Source organism: Sphingorhabdus sp. EL138 (assembly GCF_945890115.1).
Classification (GTDB): domain Bacteria; phylum Pseudomonadota; class Alphaproteobacteria; order Sphingomonadales; family Sphingomonadaceae; genus Sphingorhabdus_B.
Genome location: NZ_CAMDCK010000022.1, coordinates 13210 through 33991 on the forward strand (window position 1 = coordinate 13210; position 20782 = coordinate 33991).

Annotated in this window: 25 protein-coding genes; 8 read left to right on the top strand and 17 right to left on the bottom strand. The window is 54.9% G+C overall.

Annotated elements, in window-relative coordinates:
- Positions 1–78: 78 nt before the first annotated feature.
- From Q0O07_RS10125 to dusB, 3 genes are read right to left on the bottom strand one after another with little or no spacing between them, the layout of a single operon-like run.
- Positions 79–1500, bottom strand: coding sequence for a sigma 54-interacting transcriptional regulator (locus tag Q0O07_RS10125; protein ID WP_367271068.1), 1422 nt, complete (start codon positions 1498–1500; stop codon positions 79–81).
- Positions 1497–2588, bottom strand: a complete 1092-nt coding sequence (locus tag Q0O07_RS10130; protein ID WP_295493202.1) for an ATP-binding protein — start codon at positions 2586–2588, stop codon at positions 1497–1499. Before Q0O07_RS10130 ends, Q0O07_RS10125 begins: the two co-directional genes overlap by 4 nt.
- A 3-nt stretch (positions 2589–2591) precedes the next feature.
- Positions 2592–3587, bottom strand: coding sequence for a tRNA dihydrouridine synthase DusB (dusB, locus tag Q0O07_RS10135; RefSeq protein ID WP_295493205.1), 996 nt, complete (start codon positions 3585–3587; stop codon positions 2592–2594).
- Positions 3588–3669: 82 nt separating this feature from the next.
- Here dusB and Q0O07_RS10140 point away from each other — a divergent pair, with 82 nt between their 5' ends.
- Together Q0O07_RS10140 and Q0O07_RS10145 are read left to right on the top strand one after the other, a co-directional pair.
- Positions 3670–4812, top strand: coding sequence for a bifunctional 2-C-methyl-D-erythritol 4-phosphate cytidylyltransferase/2-C-methyl-D-erythritol 2,4-cyclodiphosphate synthase (locus tag Q0O07_RS10140; RefSeq protein WP_295493207.1), 1143 nt, complete (start codon positions 3670–3672; stop codon positions 4810–4812).
- Positions 4813–4814: 2 nt separating this feature from the next.
- Positions 4815–5327, top strand: a complete 513-nt coding sequence (locus Q0O07_RS10145) for a CinA family protein (protein WP_295493251.1) — start codon at positions 4815–4817, stop codon at positions 5325–5327.
- Here the strand turns inward: Q0O07_RS10145 and Q0O07_RS10150 are convergent.
- Together Q0O07_RS10150 and lipA are read right to left on the bottom strand one after the other, a co-directional pair.
- On the bottom strand, positions 5291–5749 hold the full coding sequence (locus tag Q0O07_RS10150) for a type II toxin-antitoxin system RatA family toxin (protein ID WP_295493210.1): 459 nt from the start codon (positions 5747–5749) through the stop codon (positions 5291–5293). The genes Q0O07_RS10145 and Q0O07_RS10150 overlap by 37 nt on opposite strands.
- A gap of 15 nt (positions 5750–5764) precedes the next feature.
- Positions 5765–6691 (bottom strand): lipoyl synthase, encoded by a 927-nt coding sequence (lipA, locus tag Q0O07_RS10155; RefSeq protein WP_295493253.1) that lies wholly within the window; start codon positions 6689–6691, stop codon positions 5765–5767.
- Positions 6692–6772: 81 nt separating this feature from the next.
- Between lipA and Q0O07_RS10160 the strand changes: the two genes are divergently transcribed.
- Genes Q0O07_RS10160 through Q0O07_RS10175 form a run of 4 tightly spaced genes read left to right on the top strand, consistent with a single transcriptional unit; the run spans position 6773 to position 9291 of the window.
- On the top strand, positions 6773–7726 hold the full coding sequence (locus Q0O07_RS10160; RefSeq protein WP_295493212.1) for a sodium-dependent bicarbonate transport family permease: 954 nt from the start codon (positions 6773–6775) through the stop codon (positions 7724–7726).
- Positions 7727–7730: 4 nt separating this feature from the next.
- Complete coding sequence (locus tag Q0O07_RS10165) at positions 7731–8042, top strand: transcriptional regulator (protein WP_295493214.1); 312 nt, start codon at positions 7731–7733, stop codon at positions 8040–8042.
- Positions 8042–8665: a carbonic anhydrase gene (locus Q0O07_RS10170; RefSeq protein ID WP_295493217.1), complete on the top strand. Its 624-nt coding sequence runs from the start codon at positions 8042–8044 to the stop codon at positions 8663–8665. The genes Q0O07_RS10165 and Q0O07_RS10170 overlap by 1 nt, the downstream gene beginning before the upstream one ends.
- Positions 8662–9291 (top strand): pyridoxamine 5'-phosphate oxidase family protein, encoded by a 630-nt coding sequence (locus Q0O07_RS10175; RefSeq protein ID WP_295493220.1) that lies wholly within the window; start codon positions 8662–8664, stop codon positions 9289–9291. Before Q0O07_RS10170 ends, Q0O07_RS10175 begins: the two co-directional genes overlap by 4 nt.
- A gap of 129 nt (positions 9292–9420) precedes the next feature.
- On the opposite strand, the gene ettA is transcribed toward Q0O07_RS10175, so the two are convergent.
- Positions 9421–11100 (bottom strand): energy-dependent translational throttle protein EttA, encoded by a 1680-nt coding sequence (gene ettA, locus Q0O07_RS10180; RefSeq protein ID WP_295493222.1) that lies wholly within the window; start codon positions 11098–11100, stop codon positions 9421–9423.
- A gap of 113 nt (positions 11101–11213) precedes the next feature.
- Here ettA and Q0O07_RS10185 point away from each other — a divergent pair, with 113 nt between their 5' ends.
- Together Q0O07_RS10185 and Q0O07_RS10190 are read left to right on the top strand one after the other, a co-directional pair.
- Entirely contained in the window at positions 11214–12611 is a 1398-nt protein-coding gene (locus Q0O07_RS10185; RefSeq protein WP_295493224.1) for a M28 family peptidase, read from the top strand.
- An 8-nt stretch (positions 12612–12619) separates the two neighbouring features.
- Positions 12620–12850 (top strand): hypothetical protein, encoded by a 231-nt coding sequence (locus tag Q0O07_RS10190; RefSeq protein ID WP_295493226.1) that lies wholly within the window; start codon positions 12620–12622, stop codon positions 12848–12850.
- A 41-nt stretch (positions 12851–12891) separates the two neighbouring features.
- Here the strand turns inward: Q0O07_RS10190 and Q0O07_RS10195 are convergent, their stop codons facing one another.
- The 11 genes from Q0O07_RS10195 to Q0O07_RS10245 all read right to left on the bottom strand — a co-directional run.
- Positions 12892–13638: an A24 family peptidase gene (locus tag Q0O07_RS10195; RefSeq protein ID WP_295493228.1), complete on the bottom strand. Its 747-nt coding sequence runs from the start codon at positions 13636–13638 to the stop codon at positions 12892–12894.
- Between the two features lie 26 nt (positions 13639–13664).
- Entirely contained in the window at positions 13665–14360 is a 696-nt protein-coding gene (gene gspN, locus Q0O07_RS10200) for a type II secretion system protein N (protein WP_295493230.1), read from the bottom strand.
- Positions 14357–14836: a type II secretion system protein GspM gene (gene gspM / locus Q0O07_RS10205; RefSeq protein ID WP_295493233.1), complete on the bottom strand. Its 480-nt coding sequence runs from the start codon at positions 14834–14836 to the stop codon at positions 14357–14359. Before gspM ends, gspN begins: the two co-directional genes overlap by 4 nt.
- Positions 14833–15918 (bottom strand): hypothetical protein, encoded by a 1086-nt coding sequence (locus tag Q0O07_RS10210; RefSeq protein WP_295493235.1) that lies wholly within the window; start codon positions 15916–15918, stop codon positions 14833–14835. The genes gspM and Q0O07_RS10210 overlap by 4 nt, the downstream gene beginning before the upstream one ends.
- Positions 15915–16901 (bottom strand): type II secretion system minor pseudopilin GspK, encoded by a 987-nt coding sequence (gene gspK, locus Q0O07_RS10215; RefSeq protein ID WP_295493237.1) that lies wholly within the window; start codon positions 16899–16901, stop codon positions 15915–15917. Before gspK ends, Q0O07_RS10210 begins: the two co-directional genes overlap by 4 nt.
- Positions 16898–17542, bottom strand: a complete 645-nt coding sequence (gene gspJ, locus Q0O07_RS10220; protein ID WP_295493239.1) for a type II secretion system minor pseudopilin GspJ — start codon at positions 17540–17542, stop codon at positions 16898–16900. Before gspJ ends, gspK begins: the two co-directional genes overlap by 4 nt.
- On the bottom strand, positions 17539–17922 hold the full coding sequence (gspI, locus tag Q0O07_RS10225; RefSeq protein WP_295493241.1) for a type II secretion system minor pseudopilin GspI: 384 nt from the start codon (positions 17920–17922) through the stop codon (positions 17539–17541). Before gspI ends, gspJ begins: the two co-directional genes overlap by 4 nt.
- Complete coding sequence (locus tag Q0O07_RS10230; protein WP_295493242.1) at positions 17912–18406, bottom strand: GspH/FimT family pseudopilin; 495 nt, start codon at positions 18404–18406, stop codon at positions 17912–17914. The genes gspI and Q0O07_RS10230 overlap by 11 nt, the downstream gene beginning before the upstream one ends.
- Positions 18378–18851, bottom strand: coding sequence for a type II secretion system major pseudopilin GspG (gene gspG, locus Q0O07_RS10235; RefSeq protein WP_295493244.1), 474 nt, complete (start codon positions 18849–18851; stop codon positions 18378–18380). The genes Q0O07_RS10230 and gspG overlap by 29 nt, the downstream gene beginning before the upstream one ends.
- 3 nt (positions 18852–18854) lie before the next feature.
- Positions 18855–20072 (bottom strand): type II secretion system inner membrane protein GspF, encoded by a 1218-nt coding sequence (gspF, locus tag Q0O07_RS10240; RefSeq protein WP_295493256.1) that lies wholly within the window; start codon positions 20070–20072, stop codon positions 18855–18857.
- Positions 20065–20782 (bottom strand): GspE/PulE family protein (locus tag Q0O07_RS10245; protein WP_295493247.1); only part of this gene is annotated, 718 nt, incomplete at its 5' end. The genes gspF and Q0O07_RS10245, both read right to left, overlap by 8 nt.

Genomic DNA, 20782 nt, shown 5'->3' on the forward strand with positions numbered 1-20782 from the left:
CCACTGTGGCATTCCTTGCGTTGCCTGAAAAGCACAAAATAGTGGTTTTAAGGCAACGCATCGCGTTAACGCATCCATCTACCGCCCGCCTGAAGGCCCAATGCCATAGTCAGTCAATTTTTTACGCAGGGTATTCCGGTTTATACCCAGCAATGCTGCCGCCTTTAACTGATTGCCCTTCACTTGCTTCATCACATGCTGCAACAGCGGAATTTCGAACTGCGCAAGTGCGCGTGGATATAATTTTTCACGCATGGCTCCGCGCTGCCGCTGGTCCCTCAAGAACTGCGCCACCGCTGCTTCAAAACTTGCCCCTTGGATGGGCGGCTCGGCATCCTGGGCAGGTTCAATAAATTGCATGATCGTCGCGTCCGTGATGGTATCTTCGCGACACAATAAAGCGAGACGGTAGACCAAGTTTTTCAGCTCACGAATATTGCCGCGCCACGGCATCGCCATCAAATGGCTGATAGCATTATCGTCAATTTTTCGCATCGGCAGGCCATCTTTTGCCGCTAAGATCAAGAAATGTTGCGCAAGCAGGCCAATGTCTTCCGTCCGGTCGCGCAACGGTGGCATTTCGATCGGGACGACGTTCAGGCGATAGAATAAATCTTCACGAAAGCCGCCTTTTTCGATCAAAGCCGATAAATTCTGATTGGTTGCAGCGACGATGCGCACATCTAGGCGAATGCTCGCTTTGCCGCCGATCCGGCTAATGACACCGCTTTGTAATGCGCGTAGCAGTCGGGTCTGCGCATGCATGGGCATGTCGCCGATTTCGTCGAGGAACAAAGTTCCGCCTTGCGCCTGCTCAAACCGGCCAATCGACTGGCCAACGGCACCTGTAAACGCACCTTTTTCATGACCGAATAGCTCGGCTTCGATAAGCTCGCTTGGAATCGCGGCCATATTGACGGCAACAAACGGCCCAGTTTTGCGATGGCCAAGATTGTGGATGGCTTCCGCCACCAATTCCTTGCCCGTGCCGCTTTCGCCCGAGATGAGTACCGACAAATCATTACGCAAAAGCCGTGCGACCATTCGGTAAACATCCTGCATCGCGGCGCTTCGTCCAATCATCGGAAGATTGGCCTCGGTAAGTGTCTCGAAGGGATCTTGCGCCGTTGAACGCCGCTTTTCGATGCCTTGCTTAACCGCCAGAACGAGGTCATTCAGATCAAAGGGTTTTGGAAAATACTCAAACGCATTAATCTCGCTAGCGCGCACGGCGGTTTCCAGGGTGTTCTGCGCAGACATGATGATGACCGCCATGTCGGGCGACTTTTCCATCGCGTCCTTCAACGTGGCGAGACCATCGCTATCCTTCAACATGACGTCCGTCAGCATCAAATCAAAATGGCCGCTGGCCAGCACCATGTCGCGCGCCGCAACGGAATCACATAACATTGTTTCGATATTCTCCGCCTGAAGCGCGGCGCTCACCACGAGACCGATGGACACGTCGTCCTCAACAATCAGTACCCTTGGCGGTATCATAGGTTAGTTTTCCCTAATGCAACCGGCAGCAAAAGCCGGAACGTCGTTTGCCCCTGCGCCGCGTCGCGTTCAAACAGCACGCGGCTATTCATTTGCTGCACCAGTTTGCGCACAATTGCGAGGCCAAGCCCCTGCCCGTCGCGTTTCGTGGTTACAAAGGGCGAAAACAGTTCGTCCACAATATGTTCGGGCACGCCGGGACCATTGTCCGAAATAGCAATTTCAACCGGCAATTTAATGGACCGCCGATCAACGGCAGCGTCCCTTAGAGCACCGCTCATGACATAGCGGGTGGAAATGCCTATCACGCCGTCGAGACGTCCTTGCAACGCGTCTACCGCGTTCTGCAGCAGATTGATGAGTATTTGAACCATCCCGTCGGCATCAATCAGAACATCCGGCAATGACGGGTCATAATTAATGGAAATTTCGGGCATTGCAAGGTTCGCGGCCCGTAGCGAGTGAATCGCCCGTTCAATCAGCAAGTGGATGTTCGCGGGTGCAACCTCCGCCGGTTCAGAACGGCCAAGCTTTTGCATTTGGTCGAGCAAACGCGCAATCCGGTCGACCTCATTGACGATCAATTCCGTCAGGGGCCGGTTTTTTTCAGCGACGTTCCGGGCCAACAGCTGCGCTGCGCCTTTAATACCCGCCAATGGGTTTTTAATCTCATGCCCCAATATCGCAGGCGCGCCCATCGCTTGCTGCTGCCCAATATCGCGCTGATCGCCAATATGCTCACGGCCGCCATTACGGGGCGATATGATAACGATTCTCCATTCCGGCTCCTTGGACACCGAAGACAGGTTTATATCGACTGTAATGACGCCATGGGGCGTTTTAAGCTCCATATCTTGCGCAGATATGTCCCCATCAGCGGACAATAATGCAGCATTCATCCGCTCACTTTCGAACATGAGCGTTGCGTCAATACGCTGCCCCTCTAGCCGACGTCGGCTGCGTCCGAAAAACGCCTCACTGGCGTCATTGGCGTAAGAGATGATATGTTCAGGCGAAATCAACAGCACCGGAACCGCGATACTTGCCAGCATCTGGCCATAATCAGGACGATGCATGGCTTGCGACATGAATCAGGCCGCTGATTTGGTCAGGAACGGCTCATAAAAGCGCGTTAATTCATCGATCACGACCATTGGATCATCAATACGGTTCATAAAGTTTCTGAACTCGGCGGAACCATTGAGCCCTTTAGTATACCAACCAATATGCTTACGCGCGATGCGCACCCCGACTTCGCTGCCATAATGGTCAAGCATTGCGCGATAATGCTTCATTATCAGATGGAATTGGGTATCGATATTTGGGTCGTCAATAGTCTGTCCGGTACGAAACCAGTGCATCATTTGGCCAAGCAGCCATGGCTTACCATAAGCACCGCGGCCAACCATAACACCATCTGCACCACTGTGCGCCAAAGCAGTTTGTGCATCTTCAATGGTACAAATGTCGCCGTTTACAATGACGGGCAATGATACTGCATCCTTCACCTTACGCACAAATGCCCAGTCAGCAGAGCCTTTGTACATTTGGTTGCGCGTGCGGCCATGCACGGTGATCATTTTTGCACCTAAATCTTCGGCAATATGCGCAAGTTCAGGCGCATTCAGGCTTCCATGGTCCCAACCCATGCGCATTTTTACGGTCACAGGCACCGACACCGCCTTTACCGTTGCCGCAATCAAGCTGGCGGCCAAGGGCAGATCGCGCATCAGCGCCGAGCCAGCATCGCCATTGACTACTTTTTTAACCGGGCAGCCCATGTTGATATCGATAATAGCCGCACCGCGTTCTTCATTCAGCTTGGCCGCTTCGCCCATTTCATATGGGGTGCAACCAGCAAGCTGCATCGACACCGGCTCCTCAATGGCGTCCCATTCGCATTTTTGGATGCTTTGCCGCGTCTCACGGATCATCGCTTGGCTGGCGATCATTTCGGTGACGTTCAGGCCGGAGCCAAACTCACGGACAATTTTGCGGAATGGCATATCGGTGACGCCAGTCATCGGCGCCAAAATGACGGGACAATCGATTTTGATGTTACCGATATGAATGGGATTAAGTTGCATCTTCAAACACTGCCTAAAATTTAGGCAGGCCGTTACCCGCTTTCGGCTTGGCGGGCAAGCCTGCTGTCGCTAGAGCGCGCACATGGCATCTCATCCCACCACCGTTGCGCTCATCGTCGCCGCTGGCTCAGGTAGCCGCGTAGGCGGTGCGCAGCCAAAGCAGTTTCGCCGTATACGCGGCAAACCCATGCTGTGGCACAGCTATGCTGCATTGGCGGCACACCCTGATATAGACCAAATCTATGTTGCGATTGGCGCAGGACAAGAAGCCGAGGCTATGGCCGCACTGACAGGGCTCAAAGACCCAATTTTCGTTCAAGGCGGACCGACGCGTCGGGAGAGCGTCTATTTGGGGTTAAAGGCGATTGCCGCCACGCAAATGGTTGATCAGGTGCTGATCCACGACGCAGCTCGGCCTTTCCTGTCATCTAAGGTCATTGATGACTTACTCGACGCATTGTCACTGGCACCCGGCGCTGTCCCTGCCCTCCCTGTCGTGGACAGCCTGTCGCGTGGTAAGGACATGTTATCCGAAACCGTCGAACGCGAAAATCTATGGCGTATTCAAACGCCGCAGGCTTTTGCCTTTCAGGACATTTACGCAGCCCACCAAATCTGGACCGGTTTAGAACCCACTGACGATGCGCGCATGCTCATGGCTCAGGGCGGCGAAGTGCGCATCGTGCCAGGCGCGGAGGCGCTGAATAAATTTACCTTCTCAAGCGATTTTGCAGGAAACAACATGCCATCATTTCGAAGCGGAAATGGTTTTGACGTCCACCGTCTGGTGCCTAACGCCGAATTATGGCTATGCGGCGTACAAATCCCCCATGACAGGGGCCTTGACGGCCATAGTGATGCGGATGTTGCGATGCATGCGCTGACCGACGCCATATTGGGGGCCATTGCAAAGGGAGACATTGGCGATCATTTCCCACCAAGCGACCCGCAATGGCGCGGTGCATCTTCCGACAGATTCCTGTCCCACGCTATGAAACTGGCCCGTGGTGATGGCTTTGAACTTTCAAATGCCGATGTTACGATTATCTGCGAACAGCCAAAGGTCGGGCCCTTTCGCGGAAAAATGCGCGAACGGCTTGCAGATATAATGGCTGTTGATGTCGATAGGATATCGGTAAAGGCAACAACAACCGAAATGCTTGGTTTCACTGGCCGGGGTGAAGGCATCGCTGCGCAAGCCACAGCAACTTTTGAGAAAATATGAATATGGAAACTGTCTTACCCGCCGAGATTGCCGAACTGGCCGCGCGTGTTGTTGCCGAGAACAAAGCTGCGGGACGCATGGTCGCCATCGCAGAAAGCTGCACTGGCGGCCTAGTCACTGCCGCGATTACCGAAGTTCCAGGTAGCAGCGCCGTTCTTGGCTATGGCTTTGTTACCTATAGCAATGACGCGAAGATTAAGCTTTTGAGCGTAAATGAAGACATTATCGACGCATTCGGCGCTGTTTCTGTTGGCGTCGCATGGGCCATGGCGCAAGGGGCGCTGAAAAAAAGCGGCGCAGACATCGCCGTTGCAATTAGCGGCGTGGCTGGCCCAGACGGCGGCAGCGCCAGCAAGCCCGTTGGCACCGTTGTTTTTGCAGTGGCCGTCAAAGGTCAAAATCCGGAAGAGGTTATGGGTGACCACAAATCCTTTGGCTCAGACAAAAGTCGCGCTGATATCCGTGCCTTTGCAACGCTTCATGCGTTGGAGTTGTTGCTTCCGCCCGCACCATAAAGCGCGTCGGCACGTTCAACAAACGCCGCTGTCATTTTGCGGAGCGCAGAATCAAAAAACTGACCGGCCAGCGCCTCAAACACGCGGTTACGGAAAGAAAAGTCTACGGTAAAGTCAACGATTGAGCCACCGCCTTCAACATCTTCAAACGTCCAAGCATTGTGTAAATGCTTCATCGGGCCATCGAGATAATCGACAATGATCGATGATTTCGGGGTCTTCACGACGCGGCTGCTGAATGTTTCCCGCAGCGATTTAAACCCAACAATCATGTCCGCGAGCATTTCGCTTTCTTCATCCTTCCGGATCCGGATAGCGCCAACCCACGGCAGGAATTCAGGGTAGCGGCTGACGTCCGCCACCAAATCATACATTTGCCCCGCATTATGCGGAAGGCTGCGGCGTTCGTGATGGTGCGGCATATGTGCGTTGAAACCTTAACGCGCCTTGGCCAGTTGTGCCGCGCGTGCATCGCGCATCTTGGCAAAATCATCACCCGCATGGTAGCTGGACCGGGTGAGCGGGCTTGCCGCCACCAGCAAAAAACCCTTGGCACGGGCAATGGCGGCATAAGCGTCAAATGCGCTTGGAGTCACAAAATCCATCACCTTTGCATGCTTTGGCGTTGGCTGCAGATATTGGCCCATGGTTAGGAAATCAATGTCGGCGCTGCGCATGTCGTCCATCACCTGATGCACCTCCATCCGTTCTTCGCCTAGCCCGAGCATTACCCCGGACTTGGTAAAAATCGACGGATCGTGACGCTTCACCGTTTCCAGCAAACGCAGCGACGCATAATAACGCGCGCCGGGCCGAATGGTTGGATACAGGCGCGGGACAGTTTCCAGATTGTGATTATATACATCAGGACGCGCAGTCACGATTGCTTCAATCGCCGCCTGAGCCTTGTTCCGAAAATCGGGTGTCAGGATTTCGATTGTGGTGTTGGGCGTATTGCGCCGCAATGCCTCTATGACCTTGACGAACTGGCTGGCACCACCGTCGGGCAGATCGTCGCGGTCAACCGATGTAATAACGATATGCTCAAGCCCCAACTTGGCCGCAGCAATTGCCACATGCTCTGGCTCAAGCGGGTCAACCGCCCGTGGCATGCCGGTTTTAACGTTACAAAATGCGCAAGCCCGCGTGCACACATCGCCCAAGATCATCACGGTCGCGTGCTTTTTGGTCCAACATTCACCGATATTGGGACAAGCCGCTTCCTCACAGACCGTGTTCAAATTGAGATCACGCATCAAGCGGCGCGTTTCGTTAAACTCAGCGCCGGTGGGTGCTTTAACCCTGATCCAGTCTGGCTTACGTTCCCTAACCGGGCGTTCGGGCATGTTGATCGGTGCGTTCATGATGCTTGAATAGACGTGGCGCGCCATCTTGCCAACTGCAACTTGCCTGCTATGGGTTGCAAAATCCGCAAAGGGGCAAAGATGATTGCTGATACCCTCACTTCGCCGGTGATCCTGTTTTTTATACTTGGTTTTGTTGCTGCTGCTTTAAAGTCCGACCTGACTATTCCCGAGGCGTTTGCCAAGGCAATGTCCATCTATTTGATGGCCGCTATCGGCTTGAAAGGTGGGGTTGAGGTATCCAAGAGCGGAATTACCGCAGAAGTCATGGTTGCGGCTGCCGCTGGCCTCGCTTTGAGCTTCCTCTTGCCTGTCCTTGCTTTCGCGTTGTTGCGCGGCATTGGCAAATTGTCGAAAGTCGACGCAGGTGCAGTTGCCGCCCATTATGGTTCGGTCAGCGTTGTTACCTTTGTAACCGCTATAGAATTGCTAACCGGCGAAGGCTTAAGCCCTGCGGGCTATATGGTTGCTGTCCTGGCGCTGATGGAGACACCGGCCATTATCAGTGGCCTGATGCTCGCCCGACGGGGTGACACAAGTTCTGGCGAAAGCAACGGAACACCATGGCATGAGGTGCTCACCAATGCTTCGGTGATGTTATTGGTTGGCAGCTTCATCATTGGCGCCGTTGCCGGAAGCGATGGATTTGCAGCTGTAAAGCCGCTGTTCGATACCGGCTTTCGCGGCGTATTGTGCCTGTTCCTGCTGGATATGGGCCTGATTGCCGCACGCCGCTTGATACAATCGCGCAAAATGACGTTCCGTTTGGTGTTGCTTGCGATTTTGTTACCCTTGGTAAACGGCACCATCGGCACCGTCGTTGGAACGGTCATTGGTCTCGACATCGCCTCTGCAGCCGCGCTCGGCATATTGGCGGCAAGCGCCTCCTACATCGCGGTGCCGGCGGCCATGCGGCTCGCCCTACCCCAAGCTGACCCCGGCATTTATCTAAGTATGTCACTCGGTGTTACATTCCCGTTCAACATTATCTTCGGCATCAGCATCTTCGTTGCACTTGCCCAAGCGTTAGGATGACCCAATGGTGCAAACCGTTCCCCGCAAACGTATAGAAATTCTGGTCGATACACCCCTTGTCCCGCGCATCGTCGGCAAGTTGAAGGCCGTGGATATTTCAGGTTGGAGTGTCATTCATGTCGATTCTGGCGGTGGACGTGCGGGCGAGTGGCAGCATGACGACGTCACTGGCGCCAGCGCAAAGACAATTGTGCTTGCTATCGCGTCGGACACAAAAACGGCGCAGTTAATCGACGCAATTGCGCCCTTGTTGGATAGTTACGGCATGTTGTTAACAGTAGGCGACGTTCAAGTTGTCAGAGGAGAGCGTTTCTAATGCCTGAATTTGCTGTGTTGGTAGAGGGCTATCGACGGTTCAAATCCGATGCTTATGTCCGGCAGAAGGCACGCTATGACGCGCTTGCAAGCGATGGGCAGTCTCCGCCCATTATGATTATTTCTTGTTGCGATAGCCGGGTCGATCCCGCGACGGTGTTTGACACCACGCCGGGGCAGGTTTTCGCGCTGCGCAACGTGGCGAACTTAGTCCCGCCATATGAAACCGGCGGTGGATTGCATGGGGTATCGGCCGCTATCGAATTTGGCGTATTGGGCCTTGAGGTCCGCCATATTGTCGTTCTGGGCCACGCCCAATGCGGCGGTATCAAGGCATCACTGGAGGGCGGTGATCTTGGCGAAGCCGGGTATAGCTTCATTGATAGCTGGGTCGATATTGTCCGCCCTGCCCGCGACAAAGTGCTTGCGTCCGCATCGCAAGACCCGCAACGCGATTTGGAACTGGAGGCGATCCGCGTCAGCCTGGCTAACCTGCGTAGTTTTCCCTTTATTGCGGCACGCGAACAATCGGGGCAACTGAAGCTGCACGGCGCCTATTTCGGCATATCCGACGGTAATCTTTACGTTCTCAACGATGAGAATGATAGTTTTGAGGTCCAATGAACTTACCCAATAGCTCCCCCGCTTATTATGATGATCTCGCGTTAAGTTTTGAAGAAGCATGGGGCCTCATCGCCACTGGTGTGACCAATCGCAAAAGCCCGTCTCACATGCCCGTGGTAGGTACGGTCGATGCATTAGGCATGCCACAATTGCGAATCATGATATTACGCGATGTATCGCGCGATGCGCGCACATTGCGGTTTCATACCGACTCGCGTTCGATTAAAGCCGAACAAATTCGTCAAAACCCTGCAACCAACGTGTTGATGTATGACCCTGCGGCAAAGGTTCAAATCCGGATGTCGGGAAAAACACATTTGACGGCCACGGGCGCCCTTGCCGACACCGCGTGGTCAACTTCCACCCCATTTGCGCGGCGCTGTTACATGGCCGAGGCGGCACCCGGGACGCCTTGGACTAAACCTTCCTCAGGCCTGCCCGACTGGATAGAGGGCAAGCAACCTGAAGAAGAGCAATTGGTCGATTATCGCTCCAATTTTGCGGCCTTGTTGGTTGAGATTGAGACAATCGAATGGCTATATCTTGCCAATGCCGGCCATAGACGCGCGCGCTGGCAATGGGACGCCGCCCATAATTTATGGACGGGTGACTGGCTCATCCCATAAGGCCCCAGATTTTTCGACATAGACTTGAATCGTTACCGCGTGCTGTGCCGCGAAAAGCACATCCTCGTCCCCAAAGCTTGCGTTGTGGCTGTTGCTGTTGATGACGAGGCGTGTGATTTCATGCCATCATTAACGCGTCATCTTTTTATAGGTTGCACGGTGCGGACGCGTGGCCTCATCGCCAAGGCGGGCAATTTTATCTTCTTCGTACGATTCAAAGTTGCCCTCAAACCATTCGACATGGCTGTCGCCTTCAAAAGCCAATATGTGCGTGGCCAAGCGGTCAAGGAAGAAGCGGTCATGGCTGATAACCACAGCGCAACCAGCGAAGCTTTCAAGCGCTTCTTCAAGAGCTGACAGCGTTTCCACATCCAAATCGTTGGTCGGTTCATCAAGCAGAAGCACGTTGCCGCCTTCTTTCAACATCTTTGCCATGTGCACGCGGTTACGTTCACCGCCGGACAGCAGGCCAACCTTTTTCTGCTGGTCAGTGCCCTTGAAATTGAACGCCCCGACATAAGCGCGGGTGGGCGTTTCGTGCTTACCCAGCTTCATAAAATCAGCGCCGCCGGAGATTTCTTCCCACACATTTTTGTTGGGATCCAAATCATCGCGGCTTTGGTCGACGAAGCCAAGCTTCACGGTTTCGCCAATGTCCACTTCGCCGGAATCCGGCACTTCCTGACCAGTAATCAGGCGGAAAAGCGTTGATTTACCCGCGCCGTTCGGCCCGATAACGCCGACAATACCGCCCTGTGGTATGGTGAAGGACAGATTTTCGAACAATAATTTATCACCATAAGCCTTGGTGACATTCTTGACCTCAATAACCTTGCTGCCCAGACGCTCGGGAATTTGGATGACGATCTGTGCCTTACCGGGCGTGCGGTTTTCTTGTGCCTCAACCAATTGATCGAAGGATTTGATGCGCGCTTTAGATTTTGTCTGACGCGCCTTCGGGCTTTGCCGGATCCACTCCAACTCGTCCTTAATCGCTTTCTGACGCCCTGCATCTTCGCGCGATTCCTGCTCGAGGCGCTTGCCCTTCTTTTCCAGATAGGTCGAATAATTGCCTTCATAGACAAAATAGCGGCCACGATCGAGCTCAAGTATCCAGCTGACGACATTGTCGAGGAAGTAGCGGTCATGGGTTACGAGGATGACGTTGCCCTTATAGTCGACCAGATGCTTTTCCAGCCAAGCCACCGATTCCGCATCAAGGTGGTTGGTAGGTTCATCGAGCAGCAGGATGTCAGGCTTTTCCAACAACAGCCTGGTGAGCGCGATCCGGCGCTTTTCACCTCCGGACAGGCTGGTGACAGCGCTATCGCCAGGTGGGCACCGCAGTGCGTCCATGGCAAGTTCAAGTTGGCTATCCAGCGACCAACCATCGACGGCATCAATCTTCTCCTGAAGCGTACCCATTTCTTCCATCAACGCGTCAAAGTCGGCGTCTTCGGGCGGGTCACCCATAATCATCGAAATTTCGTTAAAGCGGTCGACCAAGTCTGCCACTGGACGCACGCCGTCCATAACGTTTTCACGCACAGTTTTATTCGGGTCCAGCTCAGGCTCCTGCGCCAGATAACCAACGCGGATATGTTCTCCGGGCCAAGCTTCGCCGGTAAATTCGGTATCCATACCCGCCATAATTTTCATCAGGGTCGACTTACCCGTGCCGTTTGGCCCTACGATGCCAATCTTCGCATCGGGGTAGAACTGCAGATTGATATTGTTGAGCACCGGCTTGTTCGCACCGGGGAAGGTTTTGGTCATTCCCTTCATTACGTAACTATATTGCGCTGCCATGGGGATCAGTTCCTGTGTTATATTACGATGATTTGGCCGCTTCCCTAGCTATCCGCAGCTTTCCTCGCAAGGCGGGATTGCAAAACACTGCGATGCGATTAAGCCTACCCCTTATGAAGAAAAATATAGCTCTGTTCGCCGCAGCCTCCTCGCTGTTCCTTTACCCTGCTGTCACCGTGGCCGCTCCATCAGCCACGAAGGCAATATCCATTTCCGAATTGCGCGACAAGGCCCTGCAATCCGATGATAGCGCTTATGACATCATCGAGGGCCTCACCACCGAGATTGGCCAAAGACAGGCCGGCACTCAGGCTGAGGCGCGCGGGCGGACATGGTCGGTAGACAAGTTAAAGATGCTGGGCTTCGAAAATGTCCGTGTGGAAGAATATAAGATGCCGACTTGGGTACGCGGCGAAGAAACCGCTGAAATCACCGCGCCATTTCCCCAGAAGATGGCCGTCGCGGCATTGGGCAATAGCGGAAGCACCGGCGAAGCGGGATTGGATGCGGAAATCGTGTATTTCCCGACTATCGACGACTTGCGCGCTGTGCCCGACGGCAGTCTGAAGGGCAAAATTGCCTTTGTCAGCCACAATATGAAAGCGACACAAGACGGTAGTAGCTATGGCGCATTTGGCGCTGCCCGCTTCGTCGGACCGAATATTGCCGCCAAGAAAGGCGCAGCAGCCATGGTTATTCGTTCCATCGGCACCGACTATCATCGCAATCCACATACCGGTAACACCAATTTCGAGCCTGACGTTACGCCTATTCCAGCAGGTGCGTTGTCGATTCCTGACGCAGAGAATCTTGAACGTATGATTGCGCGCGGCAAGCCGGTGCGGATGAAGTTAAAACTTACGCCGCAGAATATCGGGATGCAGACATCAGGCAATGTGTTGGCCGAAGTGACCGGGTCCAACCCAAATTTACCGATCATCGTCATTGCATGCCATCTGGATAGCTGGGACCTTGGTACAGGCGCGATTGATGACGCGGCGGGTTGTGGCATCATCGGTGCGGCCGCTAAGCATCTAAAGTCCATGGGCCAACCAAAACGTACAGTGCGTCTGCTTTGGGCCGGAGCTGAAGAAGTCGGCATCTGGGGTGGCCGCGATTATGGTGAAAAGCACGCGAACGAGCCGCATGCTTTGGCCATGGAATCGGACTTTGGCGCAGGCAAGGTCTGGGCTGTGGATTTCCGCCTTCCTGAAAGCGCAAATGCTGTTCGGGCGCAGATCGTGTCGGCACTGAGACCCTTGGGCGTGGTTCCCCGCCGTGAACTGGCCGGCGGCGGCGCAGACATTGGCGCCATCATTGCTGCACAAAAACTAGGCATCGTGGATTTGCAGCAAGACGGAACAAAATATTTCGATCTGCACCACACACCCGACGACACTTTGGACAAGATCGATAAGGCCGAATTGCGCCAAAATGTTGCCGCTTGGGTCGCAACTTTGGCCTATCTGGCGAATTATGAGGGCGAACTTAAACCGGGACTGGCGCAGTGAGGAGCCTATTGTTACGGGCATCTGCATTCGCAATGCTTGCGGGTTGTAATAACCCGCCAGCTACCCCCGATACTGCGCCACCAGAGGGGGCTATGCCTGCGACATCGCAACAGGATGAAGTGGCCAAACAGAAGCTGACGATCGAGCAAGCCGCCGAAGAAGCGACCAAGTTGATTGAAGCAGACGCTAAGGCCGAGATTGAGGCGGCAATGCCTGCCCCTGCCGCGCCTGCACCATAATCTTCGGCGCTACGCTCTTTCTCCCTGCATGCGTCAAACAGCTAAACCAGCAAGACAATGGCAAAGGCAGCGGTTCCCATATATGCCCCGAACGGCAGCACTGGCGCGCTTTTTTTGGACAGAGCATAACCAACCGCGATACACATAAACCCTAAGATTGTTGCCAAAAGCAACGTCATCGGCAAGCCCTGCCAACCGAGCCAGAGGCCAATGGCACCAAATAATTTGGGGTCGCCGCCACCCATGCCTTCCACTTGGCGCAGCTTGCGAAAGGCCTGCCGGATCACTTCCAATGCGAGAAACCCAAAAACGCCGCCCAAAATACGGTCAGGCCACTCAATTGCAGGTGTGAGAAACGGGCCAGCGCAGACGCCCGCCAACGCCAACACAAAAACCAGTCGATTAGGCAACCACAGCTTCTGATAATCGAGGATGATGAGCGGTAGCAGCACCCAACCGAACACCGCTGCCGCCACTGCCTGACCACCCGACAAGAATAACACGGCAAACAGGCCAATACCGGCGGAAACAAGTTCCATATAGAGCGCACTAATCCCTATGGATTGCCTGCAATATCCGCATTTTCCGCGAAGCCATAGATAAGAGAATATGGGCAATAGATCTTTCACCCCAAGTGTCGTCTGGCAATGGTCACAATGCGACCGGCCATCCGACACCCGTTCCCCGCGCGGCCAGCGACTGCACAAGGCCCCAACAAAGCTGCCCCAGATTGCGCCGAACATCATGGCGAGCATGACCTGATACCAAAAGGGTAAGGCGAACAACATATCGCCCAATGACGCCGGGAACGCGTTCAGAACCGGCCCTTTTGCACGAGCCGGTAGCCGCCATCTACAGGACGAAATCCAGCGACGTTCAGCGTAGCCGCTTGATCGCCCCGGTCGGCGTTGAGCATGATGGCCACGGTGTAAGATCCGTCTGCCGACAAACGGATGTCCGCCCGCTCCATCGCGGATTGGCTGACCAATGGCAGCAATAATTCCGCACCATCGCAGCGGGGTTGACCAAGCATCCCATTCTGTAAGTTAAGTCCCGACATAATGTCGGACAGAGTCATCCGGACTTGCCCACCGGCATCCATGCACTTGCCAGCGGCAAAGCGCGCAGAAAAGCCTTCAAACTGAATATTCTCGGCCGGAAAAGGCGCAAACAGGGCGCCTACTGGCAAAGTAGCGGACAGGTTGTTAACAGACACACCGCTTATGCCGCGTGATACAGACCCGGTTATGCCAGGCACAAATTGTGTATTACCCCGTGACAGCAATATTTCTGCGCGCCCCATAAACAGCGATGAGAACAACAAACGTGCATTGACGTCGCCGACAGGCAATTTGCCAAGGCGCAGGTCGCGGATGGACCCATCCCAAATGATGCCATCGACCTTGCGTGCGGTTACCCCTTCCCCAGCCACGAACGTGCGCAAGGGCATAAACAATATCGTCGCAGCAGCCACCGCTGCGACCGAAGCAATGACGAACCGCCGTTTCATGGGGCGCGCATCTGCAACTGCGCATCAACCGATACCGTGCTGTTTGCACCGGGGCGTAAGGCGACACTGCGCACAACTACATTCTGTCCCTCAAGATCTGTCAACCATGCCAGCAATGCTGGCGCACGTGCCTGATCAATCCGGAAGCTGATTTGTCCTGGTGCGCTATTGGCCGATTTGACGAGATCAAATCCCTTTTCCGCTGCATTTTGGGTAATCAACAGGTCAATATCCGCCGTTGCTGCAGAAGGCTGCCCCGTTTCCATTATCTGCGCTGCATCCACCGTGGCGACTATGCGCCCGCGCCGCTGGACCGCATCGTCATGATCTATCATTGCCTGATCAACGGCTGACAATATGGGAAGTAAAATACCGAAAATCGAGACCGCAAGTGCGGTCAGTGCGCCCGCAACGCCAACGAGCCATTGCTCCCGCTGCGTCAGCGCAGCAAACCATAAGCGAATCGCCGCTATCATGGCATCCTCACTGTCATGTCGACCAACGTCGCACCGGTTGTATCCTGCCTAGCTGTTGCCGTAATGCGGAACCCGTCCTGCTGAATGGTCACAAGAGCCTTGTTGATGTTATCCGACGTGGGTGCCGCCAGAACCACGGTCAAAATGCCGTCCGGCGTATATCGTAATTCCCGCACCGACACATTCGGCGAAGCCTGCACGCTGCGCCACAAGGCAGCCGAAAGCGGCGCGAAGCTGCCTTGCGTTTTACCCTGACGATTAAGGGACGCGGCAAGCATGCTTTCGGCCTGATAGATATCTTGGATAGCCGGATCAATCTTCTGTGCCGCAGCCAGTGCGGCGTCATTTTCAGACCCAGTTGCCACCCAATATTTCCCCAAGGTCGCAAGAGTGAGCATCATTGTCACGATAACAAGCGCGGTCAAAAGCCGCCGCACCCAGAATTTTTGCTCTGGGGCCAGCCAAACCGCCCGCTCCCGTTTTGCGAAATTGCCTTCACGCAAGTTCAGCAATGGCGCGGCGCTGGCGGAGAGCAGCATGGACCGAAGGGAGGCGGCATCCATATCTTCTATATGCGCATCGCCAATGAATAGATCGCGCAACACGGCATCATCCGGTATGCCAAATTGCGCGCCGCGCAGGACAGACAGGCCGTCCATTTCGGCCCGTAATACGCCATGCGAATGGCCCGATACAGACAATGCAAACGGTAGGACGATGTCGGGGTTTAACCCGCGCGCACCAAGCTTATCCAGCCCACCCTGCATAACCTCCGACGCGATTGTCGCTGTCGCAACCACGTCGTCATAATCTGCACCGGCGCTGGTGTGCACAAGACCAAGCGATTGTTCGGTTGCACGCAGCTTCGCCACGCTCTCGGCCTGACGCCCTTGCACATCCGGCAGCGTGAACCAATGGCATCGGACATCCTCGGGCGCGACAAGGGCCATAACAGTCCGGTCGTCAACCGTCGGCGCGAAATTGGAAAGCGCACCTGCATCCTGCCATACGCCCTCACTGACCCGAAATACCGTTGGGTCGTCCTGTTCAGATGTTGGGAAACGCGTAATGACTAATGTCATTCCTCTTCCCCCCAACTACGCCAGACAACGCGCGCAGGCGCTGGCGACGCGACAATCATTGACTGTCCCGCAAGCTTAAGTTCGCCAAATGACACATTTGTGTTCAAAAGGAAGTAATTGCTTGTCAGTTTTACCTGCCCTTGCACCAGAGAAGACGGTTCCAATGCGGCAATTTCAGGCGCCGCCCAGAATCGAATGAGGCTGCCATAGCCACTTGCTGGCCGCTTGGCGAGATAGCTCCGCGCGAAGGTCAAATTCATCTTACCCGGCGGGAAGAGCATTGCCAATAACGGTGCCTGTTCGGGTAGCAAAGTGTTGACATTCAAAGGCGATAAAACCGGATCGGGGAGCGCGCATATCCAATCCCGCAACTTGGCATAGATAGCAGGTGTTACCCCTTTGACCGCGCGCAACTCGCTGGGATGGGCATAAAGCCTATTCGCCACAAGATACGGCGTCGCCGCAGAACGATAGCTATCATCCTCCGCGCCATTTGCTAAAGGCGTGACGTTGCTATCCGCCCAATCGGCGGCAGACGCTGCCAGAATACGTGCGGCGTTTTCATCGATACCTAAAACGACCATTAACGACGTCATCTGTTCTTGCCCTGTTGCACTGGCAACATATTGACCGTCGGTTTCAGTCACCAGACTGTTGAGATTGAAACAGTTCCCAGCATCACGCACCGAAGCGGTGGCAGACCCTATCGGAATGGGAATAGTTTGCAGCTTGCCAAGCCAATCACCGGCCAACGTCGTTTGTGCGGCATCGCGGGCAACCAAATCCTCAAGACGCGCAGCGGCAATCGCCTCAGTCGCGTAAGTAAACATCCGTGCCTGCGCCAGCGCATTACCATTGGCCGACAATTTGCTCGATAACGTCAACCGGTCAAGCGTCGTTGCCGCAATCACGGCCAGCACCGCCACCATGAGCAATACCGACAGCAAGGCCGCGCCGCGTTCTGCAGGTTTTTGCGGCATCATTCTGCTGCGCCTGTTTCAACGCTCGGTGGTGCAACGCGTGTTTGTGCCCCCACCAGAAAGAGCATGCGTTGCGCGGGCTTACCCGTCAAATTGACGTTTAAGGCGACGGCGCGTGGCAAGGCGTCCGCATCGGTCGCGGTCCAATCATCACGCCAAGCACCCGTATTATCTCGAAATTCGACCGTTGCAGACGTTACACCCTCCAACAAGAACGCGGCGTCTGAGGGAGCTGCTCCGTCAAGCATGGGCCAACTTAACCGCTTGAGCGCGCCGCCTTCCAACACATAAGCCACGCGTTGCAGCCCTGCCCTTGGCGCACCATCGAAGTTGGACCATCCCGCCCGGACAAAGCCAAACAAAGCGCCAGGAACGCTGGCCTCGCTTTGCGTGAAGGCCGGGATAATTTGGCCCAATTGATCTCGCACGGGCCGCGCAATCGCCTGCGCCAAGTCCCCTTCAAGGCTATTGGCCAAACGATGCGACAATGCCATTTCTTCAAGCCGCTTTTTCACAGCAATTTGGGTATCGCTGCCGGAACGCAGCAACATGACCCCCGCCACCGAAATGAGCGCAAAAATCGCAAGTGCGACGAGCAACTCAATCAGGGTAAATCCTGCTTCAGAATGACGCGTTTCGGTCACTGTTCAACTGGCCTTGCAATCGTTAACCGCGCCTTACGCAGTGCGGCGTTGCCGGTCCCGACCACAACGATTTCGACAGTTACGAGCCGGCTGTCATCGGTGGAACTGGTTGTGGCCGTCCATTGCCAATTTTGTCCGCCGTTTAATGCATCGCCGCGCGTTTCTCCGAGCGTCGGCGGCGTGGGGTTGGACAATATTTCCACGGCCACGTTTCGCGCCACTTGCCATGCCATGCTGCTGTCGCCCAAATTGGATGTCGAGCGCACCGAATATCCCTGCAAGCGCACCATTGCTAAGGCCGCAAGGCTGAAAATGGCCAACGCAACCATGATTTCCAGCAGCGTGAAGCCATTGCGCGTAAATATAGGCTTAACGGACAACGCGGATGTCCCCGGTTGCGGCAAGCTTTAGCGTCACCGTTACATTGTCATGTTTAAGCGCGATGCTCGCGGCGCTTGACGGCAGGCCAGTGCTGTCAAAGGCTATCCGCATTTGCCGCGCGTCAGACATTTGAACCGTTGTGCCACTTTTCCAGTCGGTTGTTGAAAATGGGGCGTCCGACAAAGGCACCCAGTTCCCATCATTGCGCGTTTCAAAGCCATAGCCCGACGGACGTACAGTGACGGCCATCGTCCGCGATTGCAGTATGGCGTTATCGCGCAAGGCAGCAAGGCGGGCAGCAAATTGTTCGGCTTCATCGCGCACGCCGCGCTCGGGCGAGCTTATGGTCATGACAACCGCCGTGCTCGCAATGCCAATGATGAACAACACCACCATCAGCTCCAATAAGCTGAAACCGCGCGCATTATCCTGAACGATTTTATGGACGGACGGCTTAGTCGCCGTAAATATCGGCATTTTCATTCTCACCGCCAGGCGCGCCATCGGCACCCAGCGAATAAATATCAAAAGCGCCGTTCTTTCCAGGCATGCTATACTGATAGGGGCGGTTCCAAGGGTCCTTAGGCAGCTTCTTGATGTAACCATCACGCCGCGCTTCAGTCGACGGCGGAGTGACCAACGCCTGCAAACCAGCGCCTGCATCAGGGTAGGTCAGATTATCAAGGCGATAGGTTTCCATCGCTTGTCCCAAAACTGCGATGTCTGCCCGTGCCTTTTGCACCATGGCCTTGTCCTGATTGGGTAGCACGTTGATGGCCACGACCGTCGTCAGCAGCGCCAGAATGAACAAGGTCACCATCATTTCAACCAAGGTGAAGCCGTTGCGTTGGGTCCGAACTGCCTTGCGGCGGAACCTAACGGCTGCGCGGCTAGTATCTGTCAAAAGATTAAAAAATAAGCGGAGCATATTCTATAGTCCCGTAAGGTTCTGAAGTTGAAGAATGGGCAGCAATATTGCCAATATAATGACTGCAACAACGCCGCCCATGGCGACAATGATTAAGGGTTCCAGCAACGACAAAGCGGTGCTGGTAAAAGTATCAAATTCGCGTTCCAGATATTCGGCGGCACGTTCCAACATGATATCCAACTGACCTGCGCTCTCGCCGCTTGCCGTCAGATATACCAATAAGGGCGGAAAAACGCCGCTAGCGCGCATCGCGCCTGACAGGCTGCCCCCGCTACGGACGGATTCCACAATGTCGTCATTGGCCGCTGATAACAGTTTATTGCGAATAGTGCCGCCCGTCAGGCGCAAGCCTTCTAACAAGGGCAAGCGGCTTGCAACCATAGTAGCCAGCGTCCGCGCCATGCGGGCGGCGTGCAGGTTGCGCAACAGCTTGCCAAGAAGGGGAATGCGCAAGATACTGCGATCCACCGCAAGTCGAAAGGCGGGTTGCTTCAACGCTTGCGCAAAGAGAAATGCACCAAGCAAGATGATGATGATCAGCACCCAGTAATAATTCGCCAAAAATGCAGAAATGCCCATCACTATCCGCGTTATCAGCGGTAATTGCTGATCCACATTGTCAAATTGCTCAACCACGCGCGGCACGACAGACACCATCAACCCCATCACAACCAGGATCGCGACGAGCGACAGAATGGCCGGATAAGCGAGCGCGCCAATCAACTTACCACGCATCTCTGCCTGCCGTTCGAGCAGTACAGCAAGCCGTTCCGTTATGAGCGGCAATGTGCCCGCGCCCTCCCCTGCGGCAATCATTGCGCGATACAAAGGTGGAAAGCTGTTGCTTTCGCGTCGCATAGCGTCGGACAATCGCTGGCCTTCAACAACGCCCGCGTGAACGCCCGTCAGTATCTGGCGCACATGGGGTTGTTCGCTTTGCCGGCTAATCGTGCGCAGCGCCTCTTCCAAGGGCGAGACTTGCGCCAAGGAAGACAATTGCCGGGTGAACAATGTCAGCTGCTTTGCGTTTAACCGTGGCTGCCGTTTCAGCAGCAGGTTGGCAAAGACCGATGCGCGTACTTCGGCAGGTGCAACACTCACAATATAGAGTTTTTTCGACACCAATGCTTCGCGTGCCAGATCATCATTGGCCGCAGATATCCGCCCGCGCCGTTCACGCCCGTCAGAATCAATAGCGTGATACGCAAATTCAGGCATCAACAATGTCTTCACGGCGTGAAATCCGGATAGCCTCCTCTGGCGTGGTGTCTCCGCTGCGCACCAATTTGCGCGCCGCGGCACTTAAATTGGGCTGATTCACAAACGCATGTCGCGCCAATATAGCTTCATCGCCGCCGTCATTGATTAATCGGCGGATGGTGTCATCGACGCGCACAGCCTCAAACACGCCAATCCGGCCCAAAAAGCCGATGTTGTTGCATTCAGGGCAACCGACGGCCTTATAAACTGCGGTGCCCTTGTCAAAACCAAGCAAAGACGCGGCATTGCCGTCGGCCTGAACCGTTTCGCGGCAATGCGGGCAGAGGCGGCGCACAAGCCGCTGCGCGATGACAGCGCGTAGCGTCGAGGCCAGCAAGAAGGGCTCTACCTTCATATCGCGCATACGCGTGATGGCACCCAGCGCATCATTTGTGTGCACCGTCGTCAGCACCAAATGGCCGGTCAGCGCCGCTTGCACAGCAATATCGGCGGTTTCACGGTCGCGGATTTCGCCGACCATTACGACGTCAGGATCCTGCCGCAAAATCGCGCGTAGGCCTGCAGCAAAGGTCATACCAACCTTCGCATTCACCTGCGTCTGGCCAATGCCTTCAACGGCATATTCGACAGGATCTTCAACCGTCAATATGTTGCGGGATCCGTCATTCAGACGCTTTAAGCCTGCATATAATGTGGTGGTCTTACCC